General features: G+C 42.9%; 15 protein-coding genes and 1 pseudogene. 10 read left to right on the forward strand and 6 right to left on the reverse strand.

The features are described from left to right. Positions 1-10 precede the first annotated feature (10 nt). The gene (locus DLM75_RS20575; RefSeq protein WP_118970382.1) at positions 11-526 is read right to left on the reverse strand and encodes a hypothetical protein; all 516 of its coding nucleotides are present in this window, start codon (positions 524-526) and stop codon (positions 11-13) included. Next, a complete protein-coding gene (locus DLM75_RS20580) occupies positions 523-1,866 on the reverse strand; it encodes an MFS transporter (protein WP_118970383.1) in 1,344 nt (447 codons plus the stop codon). Before DLM75_RS20580 ends, DLM75_RS20575 begins: the two co-directional genes overlap by 4 nt. Positions 1,867-2,037: 171 nt before the next feature. Between DLM75_RS20580 and DLM75_RS20590 the strand changes: the two genes are divergently transcribed. The 3 genes from DLM75_RS20590 (at position 2,038) to DLM75_RS20600 (ending at position 4,491) form a co-directional block, all read left to right on the forward strand. Next, a complete protein-coding gene (locus tag DLM75_RS20590; RefSeq protein WP_118970385.1) occupies positions 2,038-3,135 on the forward strand; it encodes a helix-turn-helix domain-containing protein in 1,098 nt (365 codons plus the stop codon). 104 nt (positions 3,136-3,239) lie between these two features. Then, the gene (locus DLM75_RS20595) at positions 3,240-3,872 is read left to right on the forward strand and encodes a helix-turn-helix domain-containing protein (RefSeq protein ID WP_118970386.1); all 633 of its coding nucleotides are present in this window, start codon (positions 3,240-3,242) and stop codon (positions 3,870-3,872) included. Between the two features lie 91 nt (positions 3,873-3,963). Continuing rightward, the gene (locus DLM75_RS20600) at positions 3,964-4,491 is read left to right on the forward strand and encodes a molybdate metabolism regulator (protein WP_118970387.1); all 528 of its coding nucleotides are present in this window, start codon (positions 3,964-3,966) and stop codon (positions 4,489-4,491) included. Between the two features lie 330 nt (positions 4,492-4,821). Here the strand turns inward: DLM75_RS20600 and DLM75_RS20610 are convergent, their stop codons facing one another. Continuing rightward, positions 4,822-5,883 carry a saccharopine dehydrogenase family protein gene (locus DLM75_RS20610; protein WP_118970389.1) on the reverse strand — a complete coding sequence of 354 codons (1,062 nt, stop codon included), beginning with the start codon at positions 5,881-5,883 and terminating at the stop codon, positions 4,822-4,824. 107 nt (positions 5,884-5,990) lie between these two features. Between DLM75_RS20610 and DLM75_RS20615 the strand changes: the two genes are divergently transcribed. Both DLM75_RS20615 and DLM75_RS20625 read left to right on the forward strand, forming a co-directional pair. Then, the gene (locus tag DLM75_RS20615) at positions 5,991-6,551 is read left to right on the forward strand and encodes a GNAT family N-acetyltransferase (protein WP_118970390.1); all 561 of its coding nucleotides are present in this window, start codon (positions 5,991-5,993) and stop codon (positions 6,549-6,551) included. A gap of 209 nt (positions 6,552-6,760) precedes the next feature. Further along, a complete protein-coding gene (locus tag DLM75_RS20625; protein WP_118970392.1) occupies positions 6,761-8,089 on the forward strand; it encodes a sterol desaturase family protein in 1,329 nt (442 codons plus the stop codon). Here DLM75_RS20625 and DLM75_RS20630 read toward each other — a convergent pair. The 3 genes from DLM75_RS20630 to DLM75_RS20640 all read right to left on the reverse strand — a co-directional run bounded on the left by DLM75_RS20630 (position 8,086) and on the right by DLM75_RS20640 (position 10,331). Then, complete coding sequence (locus tag DLM75_RS20630; protein ID WP_118970393.1) at positions 8,086-8,844, reverse strand: GNAT family N-acetyltransferase; 759 nt, start codon at positions 8,842-8,844, stop codon at positions 8,086-8,088. The two genes, DLM75_RS20625 and DLM75_RS20630, sit on opposite strands and share 4 nt — an antisense overlap. A gap of 96 nt (positions 8,845-8,940) precedes the next feature. Continuing rightward, positions 8,941-10,119 carry an LIC_12337 family protein gene (locus tag DLM75_RS20635; protein ID WP_118970394.1) on the reverse strand — a complete coding sequence of 393 codons (1,179 nt, stop codon included), beginning with the start codon at positions 10,117-10,119 and terminating at the stop codon, positions 8,941-8,943. Between the two features lie 11 nt (positions 10,120-10,130). After that, complete coding sequence (locus tag DLM75_RS20640) at positions 10,131-10,331, reverse strand: LIC12338 family lipoprotein (RefSeq protein WP_118970395.1); 201 nt, start codon at positions 10,329-10,331, stop codon at positions 10,131-10,133. Between the two features lie 179 nt (positions 10,332-10,510). Between DLM75_RS20640 and DLM75_RS20645 the strand changes: the two genes are divergently transcribed. From DLM75_RS20645 to DLM75_RS20665, 5 genes and pseudogenes are all read left to right on the forward strand, one after another. Then, positions 10,511-11,122 carry a TIGR04282 family arsenosugar biosynthesis glycosyltransferase gene (locus DLM75_RS20645; protein WP_118970396.1) on the forward strand — a complete coding sequence of 204 codons (612 nt, stop codon included), beginning with the start codon at positions 10,511-10,513 and terminating at the stop codon, positions 11,120-11,122. A 140-nt stretch (positions 11,123-11,262) separates the two neighbouring features. Beyond that, positions 11,263-12,243 carry a hypothetical protein gene (locus DLM75_RS20650; protein ID WP_147456677.1) on the forward strand — a complete coding sequence of 327 codons (981 nt, stop codon included), beginning with the start codon at positions 11,263-11,265 and terminating at the stop codon, positions 12,241-12,243. A 163-nt stretch (positions 12,244-12,406) separates the two neighbouring features. Next, positions 12,407-13,024 (forward strand): ABC transporter substrate-binding protein, encoded by a 618-nt coding sequence (locus DLM75_RS20655; RefSeq protein WP_118970398.1) that lies wholly within the window; start codon positions 12,407-12,409, stop codon positions 13,022-13,024. Positions 13,025-13,031: 7 nt separating this feature from the next. Further along, positions 13,032-15,827: pseudogene (locus DLM75_RS20660) on the forward strand (efflux RND transporter permease subunit); the annotation flags it as partial. 130 nt (positions 15,828-15,957) lie between these two features. Further along, positions 15,958-16,536, forward strand: coding sequence for an MXAN_6521/LA_1396 family lipoprotein (locus tag DLM75_RS20665; RefSeq protein WP_118970400.1), 579 nt, complete (start codon positions 15,958-15,960; stop codon positions 16,534-16,536). Position 16,537 lies beyond the last annotated feature (1 nt).

A 16,537-nucleotide genomic window follows, 5' to 3' on the forward strand; every position in this document is an offset into this window, starting at 1 on the left:
ATATTCCGTTTTAGCTTTTTCCATCTGCAGACTTCAAAAGAGAAAAACCCATTCCGATAAAACCGAAACCGAATAAAAGTCCAGCGAACACAAACAACCACACCCATTCTCTTAGGAAAAAACCTACCGAACCGATCAAAACGGAGACAATCCAAAAAACTGGAATCCACTTTGCAAGCACATTCCATTTCCAAGAATCAATGCCGATCAAAATCAAACCAAAGGAGAGCATTCCTGCGCCATACGGATAAACGTTCCACCCGGTTGGCGATTGATCCGGGCCGATCAAAAGGCCGATTCCCACCATACAAAGAATAAAGCCTATCCACGCTGGAACTTTTAATTCTTCATAATATCGAAAATAAAAACCTAATACTCCGAAAAGAATACAGAAATCGATCGCGAAATATAACGATTCCAAATAAAATCCGGACATAAAATCGACTGTAAAAGAAGAAAAACATCGCAAAATGCCGGCAAACATCGCGCAATAAGCGGCTAATTTAATTAAGAATTCCTTCTTCATACCGTTTTACCTTCGATTTGTATTTTAGAATATTCTAAAGTATTCAATACCTTTGATACGAAAAACAATGCCGCCACGTTGAACACGACCGCCAAAATTCCGACCACCTCGAAATTTTGATAAGGAGAATGAATGTCTTTTACTGTCAGAATCGAACCTCCCAAGGTGGCGCCCACTCCGGAAGCAAGATTTTGAATCGCGGAAACGATCGTCATAAACCTTCCTCTCTGTTTTTGATCCACGGCGGACGTAATCAATGCCATCGCCGGGATCAAACGCGCGGAAACTAGTGAGATAAATCCGCTCGTGCAAACGATCGTCAATAAAAGAGGACCAGGTTTTAGATTCGTAAAAAAAAGGATCGGGATACAAGCGAGAGGAACCAAGATATAAAACATCCTCTTCTTTCCGTATCGATCGGAAAGCGAACCGATCCAACGCGCGGAAAAAAAAGTGATCGATCCTCCGATCAAATAGATAAGAGAAAGATGATCTTTAGAAACGCCCACGTTTCTCTCCAAATAAGGAGCGAAAAAAGGGATAACGGTAAAACCGCCGAGAATCACCGAAGCAATGAGCAGATACGATGGCAGATAACGTTTAGAACGGACTATCATCTTTAAACCTTGTAAATTCGATTCTTCCTTATTTTGTTTTAATGCGACTTGAGGAAGAATCAGATACATTCCCAAAAGAATCAAAAAACTGATAAAAACTATCGAAAGAAAAATCGCATTCCATCCGAAAAGACCGGAGATTTTTAAACTCAAGGGAACACCAATCACAGCAGATGCCGAAAACGCCGCCATAATAACTCCGGTAGCTCTTCCCCTTCTCTCTTCCGGTATCAAATCTCCCACAAAAGAAAAAATTACGGAGCTTATGATCCCTCCAAAGGCGCCGGCGAGAATTCTTCCCGCAAACAATATCCAATACGAGTTTGCGATTCCGCAAAGGAGAGTTCCCAAAATAAATCCAGAATACAAAAAGAGAGCCGTAGTTCTCCGATTGAATCGATCAATAAATAAAGAACTCAGGATTCCCGCAAAAAAAGCGCTGTATGTATAAGAGGAAATAAGAATTGAAAATTCCTTTGGTGTGATTTCAAACTCACTTTCGAAATTCCTTCCCAATGGCATCATGATCATAAAATCAAGGATATGCGTAAATTGGATCAAAGATAAAAGAAAAACAAAAGAGCTTTCAGAGTAGAAAAACCCTTTCCATTTTAAAAAGGAAGTCTTCGATCGATTTTCGACTTCTCTTTCCTTCGATCCGTTTTCAAACCTAAAACCTTCTTCCCCACCTGAGGGAGATTCATTCCTTATACCGTCTTCCATGTTCTTGGCTCCATGATCCATTTGAGCCTAAGAATACTGTAAATTTTACTCCCTTTCTTTGAATTGTATAAAAGGGAAGTTTGCTTTCGATAAAAAGCAAGAAATTGACTTTCTAAAGGATACAAATTCACTTGTAAGTTCGATTTCAACGGATGATATCGGATATCAATCATGTTAGAACTTTTTTCTTCCCTTACAGAAGTTTTGATTCAGTTCGGCGGTTGCCTTGGTTTGCTCATGGGAATCGGTCGTTATCCAGCTCTGAAACAAAAAACCATCCAAACTTTTTTTGTTTCGGCTCTTTTCATATCCACCGGAATTACACAGTGTATTCTTTCCGGTGTCTTTAGCGGTTGGATCTATCGATTTCCGAACTTCCTAATTCTGCTTCCCTTCTCTCTTGCGATTTACGGTCCGATCGAACATTACTACACCACTTCGCTCTTAAAGGAAAAGTTCAGCTTTGGTTGGAAAGAAATTCTACATTTGATACCGGTGATCCTGATTCTTATTCTTTCAATTCCATTCTTCCTAAAAACGGAAGAGTTAAAAAAAAGAATCGTTTTTGAAATCTGGAATCAAAACTCGTTCGAGTCTATGAATCTTCTCATCTATTTTTCAACTTTTTGTGTGACCGGTTACAACCTTTATCTTTTTTGGATTTACTTTCGAAATTCGAAAACGGCTCCTATTTTACCCGCCTTCCGTCTCGGAATCTTTATGATTCCGTTTCGATTGATCGCGACTCTTCTCCTGATCTATGGTCACTTCACTTTGAATTTTACTCTTTTAAAAACCGGCGCCGTTCTGGTTAGTATGATTCTGATTCAGCTGTATGTTTTTTCCGTCGGAAATCCGGAATCTCTGGCCTTGTTTATCCAAGAAGTAAGAAAGAATCGTTACGAACGTTCTCTTCTGATCGGATTGGATACGGAATCGATTCAGAAAAAGTTGAACGAGTGTATGGAACAACGTCAACTCTACAAACAGGAAGATCTGACTCTGAAAGAGTTGGCGGACTCTGTTTCTATTACGAGCCATCAGCTCTCCGAATTTTTAAACGAAAAAATAAGAATGAATTTTCCGAGTTTTATCAATCAATATAGAATTTCAGAAGCAAAAAAAATCCTTCTCAATGAACCGGAACGTACCGTACTTTCAATCGCCTATGAGGTCGGCTTTAACTCCAAGTCTTCTTTCAACCAAGCTTTTCTTCGTTTTACTGGAAAAACTCCGAAGGAATATCGTAAAAAAGGATTTGGTAAATAAATTCCTTCTCCTTTTTTCGTACAGATTTATAGATCCGGCCGATTGCACTTCAAGAGAAAGGTAAAATAGAATTTAGATTTTTCTCTTTTGCGACCGAGGCCCGTATGAAACGCGAATCCATCTCTTTCCAAATCGACCCAAAACAAACGATGATACTGATTTCATCGATCGGAATTCTTCTCTCTTCCAAACCTGTTCTCTTTTTTGTTTTGGGAATTCTCCTTTTACCGGATTGGAAATGGATTTTTTCCTCTTTTGAAATTTCCCACTCGTTCCTTCGGCTAATCGACAAAACAAAGTTAGAAACTCAAAAAAATACGATTCAACCAGGAAGAACCGTTTTCGAGAATTCAGTGAACGAAGGAAAAAAATATTCCCTTCTGGAAGGTTTGGATTTGGAAGAACAAAAACAAAAGTTGGAACGATTGATGAATCAGGAACGCATTTTCTTGGATGAAGAACTTCGTCTACCGACTTTGGCCTCGGAAATGAAACTTTCCGTACACTGCCTTTCCGCTTTGTTAAACGAATTCATCGGAAAAAATTTTAACGAATATGTAAACGAATTTAGGATTGCTGAAGCAAAAAAAATGCTTCTGGAAGAAAAGGATCGTTCCGTTCTTTCGATCGGACTTGCGGTGGGATTCAATTCCTATTCCGCATTCTTGAGATCTTTTATGAAATCGGAATTACAAACGCCTAAAAAATTCAGAAGCAGATCAAAACTTCCACAATAGAAACTTGCGAATGAATTTCATCTTGTTCGGAAAAAAGATTCATCTTATCATTCTATGAGATACGAGCGCTGGCGCGGGTACCAATTTTCCCATGATTCAAGACTATCTACTTAAAGATGAGAATGGCGCATTGCTCTTCTGGCAATCCGAAATCTATGAAAAAAATCTGGTGATCACTGAAGGTCGATTCGGAATCGAGCGTAGGGTTGAAATGAAAGCGTATTTCGATGAGAAAGAAGTTTTTCAGAATTTGGAAAGTTTACGAAACGATAAATTCAAAGAAGGATTTACAAGAGCTTCCCAACTCGACCCAAACATGGAAAACGAGATCCTAATAAAAATCGAAAAAGAATCCGATTTTCACATTCAACTTGAAATAGCAGAATCTCTACTCTCGAACGTCAGTGATTCCAATCGAAAAAAACTTTTGAAATCTCTTGTAAGGGATTGTGATTGTGTGCTCATGGGACTTGGAACCGCGGACGGAGAAGATTACGACGGCGAAGACGAATACTATCCACAAATGATCCAAGAAGAAACGGGCCTGACACCCGAAAGCTCTCGAAACATTTATAAAAAGAAATTTTTCGCCTACGAAAACTTATTAGAATCGGAATAATTTTTCAAATTGAGTCCGTTCATTTTGTTAACTGAGATATCCCATTCTTAAAGACACATACTTGGAATCTCAACGGAAATTTGTCGGAACTCCGACAATCTTTCCGTAAAACTCGCGCGCCCCGCCCGATTTTCGGGTGGAGGGGTGGGTGGCGGAAAAAACCACGGCCGACTTTCCTATATCACAAAATTCTAATTTTGCAAGTAAATAACCGCAGTGTAGGAACTCTAACAAAATCCTTCCATTCCGCGGACGACTCTCTTTTTTAGCACTCTCAACTAAAAGAGAAAGAAGTCCCAACGAAGAACCCGGCAATCAAACCGATTCAAATCAGGATAAAATCTTCGTTCCGGGAATTTCCAAAACGAACTTCGAACCGAAAACTTTTGCTGGGGTAGTAAAACCGGATTCCGTTTTTCCTTTTTCTACTTTTGCGATGGCGGCTAACGCAGATTCGATCGTAAATTCATAACCTTCCGCACAGCGCATCCGAATCGATACCTTTTTAGAACTCGCTTCCGTCCAAGCCTCACCCCAAAGAAGAACCGACCCGCTCTTTCTCTTTTCATCCCCCGGACCACTCACGGTGAGTTCGACAAGTTTCTGCATTCCTTTGAGAATAAGCGAACTTTTGAGAAGCGTCGTTGTGGGTTGTAACCATTTCAAAAGTTTCGCTTGAGAAGCCGGCAGAGAAGAATATACCGTAATATTCGGAATTCCCGTGGAAACAAAAGCCGTGAAAACATCCCCCCAAGGAATCGCAAAAAATTCCGCATAACTTCCGCTGATCTCAACGACTTTTTTTAAACTGAGCTGAGGAATCGTTTCGATCTTTCCGTTTCTTCTCACCTTACTTCCGTAAGGCATCTGAGCTAAGGCGCTCTTGAGAGTTCCGCGTGAAATATCCGTAAATCCGGAAAAGCCCAATTCTAAAAAATGAGCTTTCGGAAGTTTTTCTTTGAGCATTACCGCAAGACAATCCGTAGGAACGATATCAAAACCGACTCCAGGAAGAAGCATTACTTTTTTTGCATGTGCTTTGGCTGAGAGAGCATACAGTTTTTCGTAAACGGGAATCTCACCCGTGATATCCAAGTAGTGAACTCCGGAAGAGATACAAGCGTTCGCCATGGGAACCGCGGTCTCTACAAAAGGACCTGCGCAGTGTAAGACGGCAAAACAATCCGCGATCTGACTTTCTACATCCGTAGCGTTCTCCAAAGAAAAGATTCGAAAGGATAATCCGAGCTCTTCCGCGAGTGCACGAATCTTCAGTTCCGATCTTCCAGCGAGAATGGGTTTCGCTCCCCTTTCCACAGCCTTCCTCGCGATCAACTCTCCGGTATAACCGTTTGCTCCGTAAAGGAGCCAGTTCTTTTTCTTTGCCGCCATAAAGACCAGATATTGCGTTTGCCGATGAATTCGTCAAGTTTTGAGAGGAATTTCCCTCTTCGAGCAGACAAGAATATTACGAACAGAATTGACGATTGGAACTTCGTATGAATCCTTTAGGAAGAATCGAATTCTTACATCCGTCCAAAACTATGGAAAAGAACATTCTTTTAGAACCCATTTCGGAAAAACACGCGGAGTCGATCGCGATCCACGCAAATTCTCAAAACGTCTTTTCGGGATTAAGAGGAGCGTTTCCGTTTCCTTATCTTTTGCAAGACGCCCTTGATTACATTCGCGCTTGTCTTCGGGATTCTCGATCCAGAACGTTTGCGATCGTCTTGGAGGGAAAGGCGATCGGCGTCATCAATCTGTTATTCAAAGAGGACGTCTATCGGTTCAATGCGGAAATCGGTTATTGGATCGGAGAAGAATTTTGGAATCGCGGAATTATCACGAAGGCCATCGCGTCCATTATCAATATTGCATATACCGAACACGGGCTTCACAGAGTATACGCCGAAGTCTTTTCAAATCAACCCGCGTCCGCCAGAGCCCTTGAAAAAAACGGCTTCGTTTTAGAAGGAACACAAAAAGAAGCGGTGTTTAAGAATGGGGTCTTTTTGGATCAATGGATTTATTCCCGTCTTCGAACGCCTTCGAAATAAACCGAAATGTCTACGAAGAATCCGTTTTTGATTTCTTAAGGGATCAAAAACCGTTGTTCTTATCCCCTCCTTCTGGCTTTATCGAAAGATTCCTAAATTATAACAATCGTAATCTTAAAACTGTTCGATCGAACACTGTTCTGTTTTTTGAATTGACTCATCGGGAATTCAAGGAATAAACTCAAACCAGAACTAATTTGGGCGGCTTTATGGAAATCAATCTAGTCACGATCGCAATTCCATTCTTCTTTTTACTCATTTTTTTAGAAATGGGATATTCTGCGTATCGCAAGCGAAAACTCTATCGGTTGAACGATTCAATCAACGATCTGTCCGCGGGCACTGCGAGCGAGGTAATCGGAGTCTTCACGAAGCTCGTTACTTTGACCGCTTACATCTATCTTTACAACAATTTTAGAATTTTCAATCTTCCTTCGTGGCCGGGGGAAGCGATGTCGATCGTTCCGGCTGGAACATTGGGTTTGAGTTCCACCACTTGGGCTTGGGTTTTGGTCGTGGGAGTTTGGATTCTTTGCGGAATCGGATACGACCTCGCTTACTACTGGAACCACAGACTCAGTCATGAAATCAATTTTCTCTGGGCCGGACACGTTGTGCACCATCAAAGTGAAGAATACAATCTCACCGTTGCTTTGAGACAGGCCGCTTTCCACGGAATTTTTACCTGGGTCTTTTACTTACCGTTGGCTCTGATCGGTTTTTCTCCGATCGTCCTGATTCTAAACGGACAAATCAGTCTCATCTATCAATTCTGGATTCATACAAAAGCGATCGATAAACTTCCTCGTTGGTTTGAAGCGATCTTCAATACTCCTTCGCATCACCGTGTTCATCATGGAATCAATCCGAAATACATCGATAAAAATCACGCGGGGATCCTGATTCTTTTCGATAAACTGTTCGGTACCTTTGAACCGGAGGTGGAAGAACCGGTCTATGGAACCGTGAAACCGCTTCAGAGTTTCAATCCGATCTGGGCCAACCTACACTATTGGTGGGAAATGATCGATCTTGCGCGGAAATCACCTCGCTGGTCCGATAAAATCAAAGCCTTCTTCGCGGCGCCGGGTTGGAGACCGAAAGAACTCGGCGGTCAATATCCGATTCCGGAAGTTTCCGCAAAAACATTCCATAAATATGATATAGAAATTCCAAAAGGATTGAGTATCTATTCTCTCGTATGGTTTATTCTCACAGTCGGGCTCGCATTCGGTATGCTCCTAAAAGTGAAAAGCCTTCCTTGGATCAATATCCAAGTAATCAGCGGAATTACTCTTCTTTCTCTCCTCACGTTAGGCGGAATTCTGGAAAGAAAACGTTGGGCCTTGTTTGTGGAACCGATTCGTCTTGCGATATTAGTCGCGGGAGCCTACTTACTTTCCGGCGCTTTTAACATTACGATCGGAACCCTCGCGCTGAGTTTGATTTCTTCCGTTTGGTTTTTAAGCTACCGTTCTTCCTTTGCGGAAGGAAAGGAAATCGATCCGGTTCAGGACATTCTAAGAAGAACCGCCTAATCGTTATTTGGCGTGTTCGTCCTATGATGGAACCAAACGTTCGGTTCCACATATTCTCCTAAGTCGGCGTCTCGGTCTATGAGGACCGGGACGAGACCTCCCGGGATCACATACGCGCCCGATTCTGGGAACTTCAGGTTGGTCCATTCTTCCCATTCCGCCACCGTTCCTTGGATGTACATAGAAGTTTCTTCGATGCCGATTTGTTTTCCTCCGGCCTTTTCATGAACGCGAATCCAAGGATCTTCCGAAAGACCGTCCTCTCTTTTTCTCTCTAAATATTCTTTCATCGATAAGAAGGGAAATTTTTCTTTTTGATTCGGTCTGACGCAGGCAAACAAATGAAGAATGTTCCGAGATCGCGCATTTTCCTTAAGCATAGAAAGAATCCGATGCGATAAGCCGGATCCCCTGAATTCGGGAAGAATTTCGATCGACCATGCGCTCGCCGCGTTGTATCGTTTTCCTTCCTTGTGATCGGCAACGCCTTGCAGAATCGTAGCGCCCCAACCTTTCGGGAGAGTTCCATTCTTCTCATTCCAGTAAAAAGGAAGAATTTTTCCGGTTCCCGCGACTCTTCGATCGTTCGTGAGCGCGACACAGTGAAGAGCGGAGAATTCCTTTACAATAAAATGATAATATTCTTTTCCAATCGGATCCTGATTTAGGAAAAAAGGCCAGACATCCAGATCCACGTCCTGGTCGGTAAAACCCTCGGCGAACGCTTGAGCGAATGTGATCAGTCTATATTCCATTCTAAGATCAAAAAAGATGTACGGAGAGAATTGAAAACAAAAAAGCCTCCGAGTTCGGAGGCTTTTGAAAATTCAGATTCGCCTTTTCAAAAGGAATCAAGGTACCGCCGCAAACGTCACGGTGATCGCATCGACATAGGCTTGAGTCAACGTATCCCAGCTGGAAGTCGCGGGGCTCGTAGTCGCCGCGGATTTTCCCACGGTTCCGACACGGTCATACAATGTATCCACTCTGGAAGATGGAACGTAATCCGATGGAATCGCCGAGGCCGCGACACCTTCCGCGACAAATCCATTAAAATTAAACAGACCATAGGTCGGCGTAAACGGAATGAACTGATTCACGGTCGGCGTGCAAGTGATCGCTTGCCCAGGTGTAATTCCAGCTTGTTCCAAACCTCCCTTCGCTGTGACGTTTAGATTACCGTCCAACTTTTGACTGTATGCGAGTTTATAGTATTCTCTTCCCGCGCCGGGACAAAGGCCTTGGTTGTGAGCATAACCGAGCGCCGTTGTACCCGCATTGATCGTTACCAAGTCGGTGTTTCCAAAAAAACTCACGACCGATTTGAAACAAAAGATCGTCCGATTGTCCATCTCTTCTAAAATCACTCTTCCCGTATCCACGTCTTGACCGAGCGCGTCCGATCCGAGAGGTCCTTTCCAAGAATACGTTTGGATCAAACCTTGGTTCGCAAATCCGGTAACGACCGGTTGCACGACGTAACTTTCAATGATCGCGGTGGCGCCACTCCAACGAACCGGATCCAATCGACTCAATTGATAGAGGAGCACGGCTCCGTCTCCACTCGCGTCTCTCGGATTATCGTCAAAAAAGAATTGGAGCGCGGGTTGGTTGTCTCCCGTAGATCGAAGTTCGAAAAAGTTCGTATAAGAAGCCGCGGCGCCTAACGTGCTCGGTCTGTAAGAAACGGCTCCAGAATTCAATTTCAAACGAAGAGTAAACGATTGTCCGTTCAAGTTTTGATTGGGAAGGGTGATGTTGGCGGTCGTTCCCAAAGGAAAATTTTTCCGGATCGCAAATACCAGATCATCCATGAAGAGGGAATTTCCTCTCGCCCAAGTCGCAGATTGACGAACAAATCCCCATGTGTCCGCGTTTGCTTTGAGGGGTTGTAACAATTCGAGACGAACCGGAAAGGGTTTTGGAGAATCCTCTCTCACAAAAAAAGGAACCCGATCCGAACGAAAGGTCAACCCGGTTCCTAAAAACAAAACGCCTGCGAAAAGAAAGTAGATCCAAGATTTTTTCATGATCGTTTTCCTCACTGCGCGATTCCCTTCGGAACGATGATAAAAAAACCGGTTTTACTTTGTTCCACATAAGGCTGGCTCGCGATCCAAAGAAGGGCGCCGATTTGAAGTTTGTTATCTTTTTCTTCTTTTTTACAAGCCCCTAGGAAAAGAGAGCTCAGAACCACTGCGGAAACGATTCCCGCAAATAGAAACGTACGAAATTTCTTCATAAATATCCTCCCCCACAAACTGAGGTGCGTTTTAAATTAACAACAGATGTTTTTGTTTTTTTCAAATGGAAAGAATTTGTATCCTTTTAATAGTATCCAAAGCAAGAAATGAGTCAATCAGATTCAGGTCGAAAAACTTTTTTCGGTAATCTCTTTTTCGAAGTTATTTAAAAGTTAATATGCACGCAAAAGAATCCTTAATTCTCTTCTTAAGAAATCCCGTATTAGGTCGTGTAAAAACGCGCCTTGCCAAAACCTTGGGAGAACAAACCGCTCTTTCCGTTTACGAACAACTTTTAGAAATCACCAAAAGACAACTTCAAAATTTGGAAATACCGGTTCGACTCTACTTTGATTCAAACCCGGATTTCGTTTCTCCCGATTGGGGAAAACAGACGAGCGTCCATCTTCAATCCGGAAACGATCTCGGCGAAAGGATGCAAAACGCATTTTTAGAATCGTTTCAAAACGGCGCCGAAAACGTTGTTATCATCGGAAGCGACTGTCCTGACTTGGAGACAAAACATATCCGAGAAGCTTTTTCGGCATTAAGGTCCAAAGACGCGGTGATCGGACCGGCACAAGACGGCGGTTATTATCTGCTCGGCTTAAAAACGGTTTATCCGGAAATCTTTAAGAACATTCCTTGGAGCGGCGATCGAGTTTTCGCGATTACATTAGAAAAACTGCAATTATTCAGAAAAGACGTTTGGATTCTTCCTTTATTAAACGACATCGACGAAGAGATCGACTTGGGTCCGTATCTCCAATCCGGAAAACTGGTGATCTGAATCCGGAGGTCGTAAACGTCCGCGAACGTTTTTTTGCGAAGAAGACGTTTTGTTTGGAAATCCGGTTTTGATTTATCGATCATTCCTTGAGGATCACAAAGAAGAAGGAAGACGGAATAAAGAGTTTTCATCGGCAATCTATGATTCAGAATACGTCCATGCGATTTTTCTGGAACCTGCCGGCGTTCATCTGGATCTTGATTCTTCTTGGATTCGGAATTTTTCCGTCCGGCATCTTCGCAAAAAACACGACGGTCTCCACGAGCGCCTTTCTCAAACTCAAGAACGTTAAGTTTCGTCTGGAAGATCCGATCTACTTTCTAGTAAAAAATCTTACGGTAGAAGCGATCTCGAATCGACCGGGCTCACCCGTAAATTTCAACGATCCTTCTTCTTTTCATCTCGATATCTTTCAGGGAGAAACGGAATTCGAAATCTCCGTTCTGGAATATCTATTCAACGAAAACATAAAAACGTTTCCGAACTTTCCATTACGAAATTTGAAACTATCCACGATCGAAGTCGGCGCAAAAAGAAAGATCCGAATTTTAGGAGAATATAAACTCGTCTTCTGGGTGGACGTGGAAATGATCTGCGATCTCGAACTGGTTCCGAACAGTTCACTGCTGATTTTGAAATCGGAATCCATGAGCGCCGCCGGAATTCCCGGAGCGGGAGATTTTCTTTCCTATGTCGGCGTCGGACTCAAAACTCTTCTTCCGATTCCGGAAGACCGAGGATTGAAAATTGTCGAAAAGAGTTTTCACATTCAATCTTTTTCACTCTTACCTCCGCCAAAAATCCAAGGAACGATCGATCGTATCGAACTTCTTCCCGATCGAATTCTTGTTCGGTTTGATTCTCAAAAAATTCCTTTGCTTCCGAAGCTGGCTTTTCTTCCGGGAATTCCGAATCAGATCGCGATGTCCGGCGGAGAAATTCGTGTGGGATCGGTTTTTTTAAAGAATACGGATCTTCTTTTGATCGATCAGGATCCGTCCGATCTTCTCGACTTTCATATGAAAAATCTCCTCCTCCAACTTTCGTTCGGAAACCTAAATCTGAACGCAAAGGGGGAACTCAAAGTATTTCTTCCGGATTACGAAGATTTAAAAAAGTAGAATTTAGATCAAAAGCGACTTATAGAAAGATCGGCGTCAAACCGGAGTTTCTCATTTATTCCGTTGACTTCCCCGACCGCTCAAGAAAGCTGTAGGAAGCCCAGTCCATTCTTTCGAAACGACATTTGGCTCACTATAAACTATAAACAACAGGTAACGTGTTGTGAAAAAACTTATTTCCATTCTTTTTCTTTTCTCCTTGTTCCTTCCCACTCTGCTCTTTTCCCAAAATTCCGCAGAATCGAATCCTTCCCAAACGCAAGAAGGCGCGAACACAACTCCTCCGGAAGAAACTCCTTCCGATGAAGAACAGATCACTTCCACCGTAAAAAAACTGATCGGTTTTATTCGCTATAAGAAGAATGATAAGGCGATCGCGATCATTCACGTAAAACAGTTCAGCAATCAACTTCTGAAATCATCGGGAAAAATCGCAGATGCGGATCGGAAAGAATTCGAGTCGGCGATCTCCGATTTTATCGTACATCGTAGTTTTCCCATCGCTCACAAATACTTCGATAAGATCGATATCAATTATGAAAAACCCGTGATCAAAGGGGAGAACGCGACTCTTGCTTCTTCGATCATCTGGAACGGTTCGGAAAGAATCACATTCTCTTGGATCTTAAGTAAAATCGATGGAACCTGGTTTGTAACGGACTTCTTAAACGAAGGCAAATACGCTTCGGAAACGAATAGAACGAAATCGGTAGATCCTTCCATCAAAAAGAACGGGATCAAACAAACCATCGCTCTGATCAAAAGAGAAGCTAAGAACTAATACAAACATGAGAAAGCTTCTTTCCAAACTTACCGATTCCATTCTTCTCAATCCGATCCGCTCGTGTAGCGTACTTGCGATTCTTCTTCTCCTTTCCCTTTGGCAGGCGTCGAAACTCACCGTAAACAGCAACAACCTTGATCTTCTTCCGAAAGAAAATCCTTCCGTAATCAAAACGCAGAAGGTGATCGAGATGATCGGGGGAAACGGATTCTACATCCTCAGCATCAAGTTTAAGGATGAAAAGGGAATGACGGACCACCTGACCAAGGCATTCGCCGCGAAAAAAAAAGGTCAGAACGAAGTTTGGGAACAGGAGCTGAAAGAAGCCGATAAAGTGAAGCAGAAGAACGCGGCTTATTATAAGGAAAGAGAACTCGCGATCAAAAACGCTTCCGATCTTTTAAACGAAAAACTTCTCAAAGAAAAAGAATACGTTCAATACATCTCCTACCGATACAACGTTTCCTTTTTACAAAACCGATTGCCTCTTTTTCTAAAAACCGAGGATCTTCTCGAAGTCCGCAAACGTGTGAAAAGAAAAATCGACGAAGAAGTGGAAAGGGCCAATCCATTCTTCATAAAACTCACGGACGAAGAATACAATCCCGATTTTAACGACATCCTTTCCAAGTATCAGAAACTTGCAAAAAGAGATATATTCGACGAATATAATATTTCTCCGGATAAGGGAATGTTGATCTTTTTGATCAAACCTGCCGGATCTTTTACGAACATCGAATTCAATATCGCCCTCGACAAAAAGATCAAAGAAGTCGTCGCAAATCTAAACCTCGATAAAAAAGGAATTCTAGTAGGTTATACGGGAACGTATCGTCTTCATTTGGATGACTACGAAACTCTGATGGCGGCCCTCAAACCGATCGCAGTGACTTCCCTCATAGGAATCGCGGTTCTTCTTCTTTTCTTTTTTAGAAACCCGCTCTTTATCGTCATTTTGATCGTATCTCTTCTTTCGGGAATTTTATTCTCTTTCGGATTGACGACGATCGTAATCGGTCAGCTCAACTCGGTCACGAGCATCATCGCTTCCATTTTGATGGGCCTTGGGATCGACTATGGAATCCAATTCTTATATCGATTTAGGGAAGAATACACCCGACAACAGGACATGCTTCGTTCCATCAAGGACACGATCTATCACACGGGAATCGCTTCCTTTATCTCGGCGTTGACTACGACTTCCGCGTTCGTGGTTCTTGCATTTTCCGAGTTCAGAGGTTTCAGCGAGTTCGGAATCATCGCGACCTACGGAATTTTGATCATCGCGATTTCCATGTATGGAGTCACCGCGTTACAGATCACTCTTCTATTCCGTTTGTTTCCTTCCCTGAAAAAACAATTCATCCTGTCCGCGAAGGATCAGACGACTTCTCCTCTTCTTTACCGTTTTTACAAAAAACCGGGTCTTCTCACGTTAATCGTCATTGCACTGGTCGCGTTGATCTCCTTTTTTAGTTTTAGCCCGGGGATTCATTTCAATTACAACGGAAGAGATCTGATGGTCGACAATTTGGATTCCGTCAATCTCTACGACGAGATCGGAGACAGATTCGATATCAGTTCCGATCCTCAGGTGATCGTAGTCGACACGTTAGAAGAATCCGAAGCGGTCTTCGATTACATGACTCCTGTTCCGAACGAGATAGCGGGTTCCGTGGATCAGGTGGTTTCTCTTTGGAACTTCGTTCCTCCGAAAGGACAACAAAGAGCCAATCTAAAAGTTTTAAAACAATTGCAGTCGGATATGAAACCGGTCAAAGCGGGATTTCTCAAACCGGAACAAAGAAAGTATCTTCCGGTCGTGAAAAAATATCTGAGTGTGAAAGAATATTCTTTGGCGGACGTTCCGGCCTACTTCAGCTCTCAATTCAAGGAAGTAAAAGGTTCCAAAGAGAAAGGACATCTCGTATTCATCTATCCAAAGGTTGCGCTTTGGCACGGACAAAAACTTTTGAAATTCTTTGATGCGGTGGGAGAATTACATTATCCTAAACTTTCCAGAAGAGTTTTGAATACGCTCCTCTACGACAACAACGGAAACGTGAGCGTGGATCAGGTCAAAGACAACTGGACCCCGACCGAGGAACGTCAGATCGTAAAAGCGCTCAATACCTACTCCGCTTCTCAATTTAAGAATCTGGGACTCCTGGAAGGAACGATCGACTTTATCCTAAAGACAAGGCCGTTTAACACCTTAAAAGACGCAAGATCGCATCAATACGTTTCCAACACGGCCGGGAGTTTGATTCTTTTTGCGAACCTCATCAAGATCGTTCAAAGAGAAGGTGTCGCCGCGTTCCTGATCACGTTGGTCTTGGTCGTAATCGTGTTGATTCTATTCTTCCGAGGAATCGTTCCCGCTTTGATCTCGTTGATTCCGCTCGTGCTCGGAATTTTCGTAACTCTAGGAATCATGGCCTTGTTTCGGATTCAACTCAACTTTATGAACGTTCTCGTTTTTCCGGTAATCGTAGGTTACGGAATTCAAAATGGAATTTATATCTACTACCGATTCAGAGAGGATCACGACGTGGTTCGGGCCATGTCCATGGTCGGCCCGGCGATCATCGCTTCTACGTTAACCACTCTTGTCGGATGGAGTTCTCTTTTGATCGCGGATCAGAAAGGCCTTAAGTCGATCGGAGTCGTCGCAAGTATCGGGATCGCTTCTTCTCTCATCATCGCACTTACGTTGGTGCCCGCGGTTTTAGAAATGGTCTACCGATCGCGCAAAGAGGAAGAACAGGAATCCAAACCGCTCGGGTTTAGCGAAGAAGAAATCGCTACCTCTCCTTCCAGTTCCGCGAGTTTCAATGCGGACGACTCTTCGGGCAAAAAGAAAGCCGCGAAGAAAAAAACCGTCGCGTCCAAAAAGACGGCTCCTAAAAAGAAAAAAGGATAATCTACGAATGGTCAAAAATATCATATTCTTCTTCTCCTTACTTTTTATCACCGCGAACTGTACTGTAAAGTATATCAAAGCAGGACCGACTTGGGAAAAGGATCTCGGCACTTTCAAACGTTTAGCGGTTCAGGTGCCGGCGGAAAGCGAGGCCGGAGAATCCGAAAAAAAATTAGCCTCAAAGATCGCAGAAAATTATCTTTCCCATCATAAGGAATTTATCATATATCCTTACAAAGCCGGCGCCGCCGCTTGCGGGAGTTCCGATAAAAAAGTACAAGGAATCTTTCAATTGAAAATTCTCGAGAAAGAAACCCCCAATCAGGTGGAACTGACCGCGCTTGGAAAAGTCATCCATTGCAAAAAGGGAGAAACACTCTGGGAAGGTCTGGCGGAAAATTCTTATACTAAGAATACGGAAGAAAATCAATCCCTGATCAACACATACACGCAACTCTATGGCAAAGAAATCGCCGGCAAAGTGAATCCTTACTTCTTTTTACTTCAGACTCTTTTGGAAAAATTGGACAGCCCGACCTTGACCGAAGACGAAAAAGACGAGAAGATCGAAGTGGAATCGAGATAAA

Source organism: Leptospira stimsonii, assembly GCF_003545885.1.
GTDB classification, from domain to species: domain Bacteria; phylum Spirochaetota; class Leptospiria; order Leptospirales; family Leptospiraceae; genus Leptospira; species Leptospira stimsonii.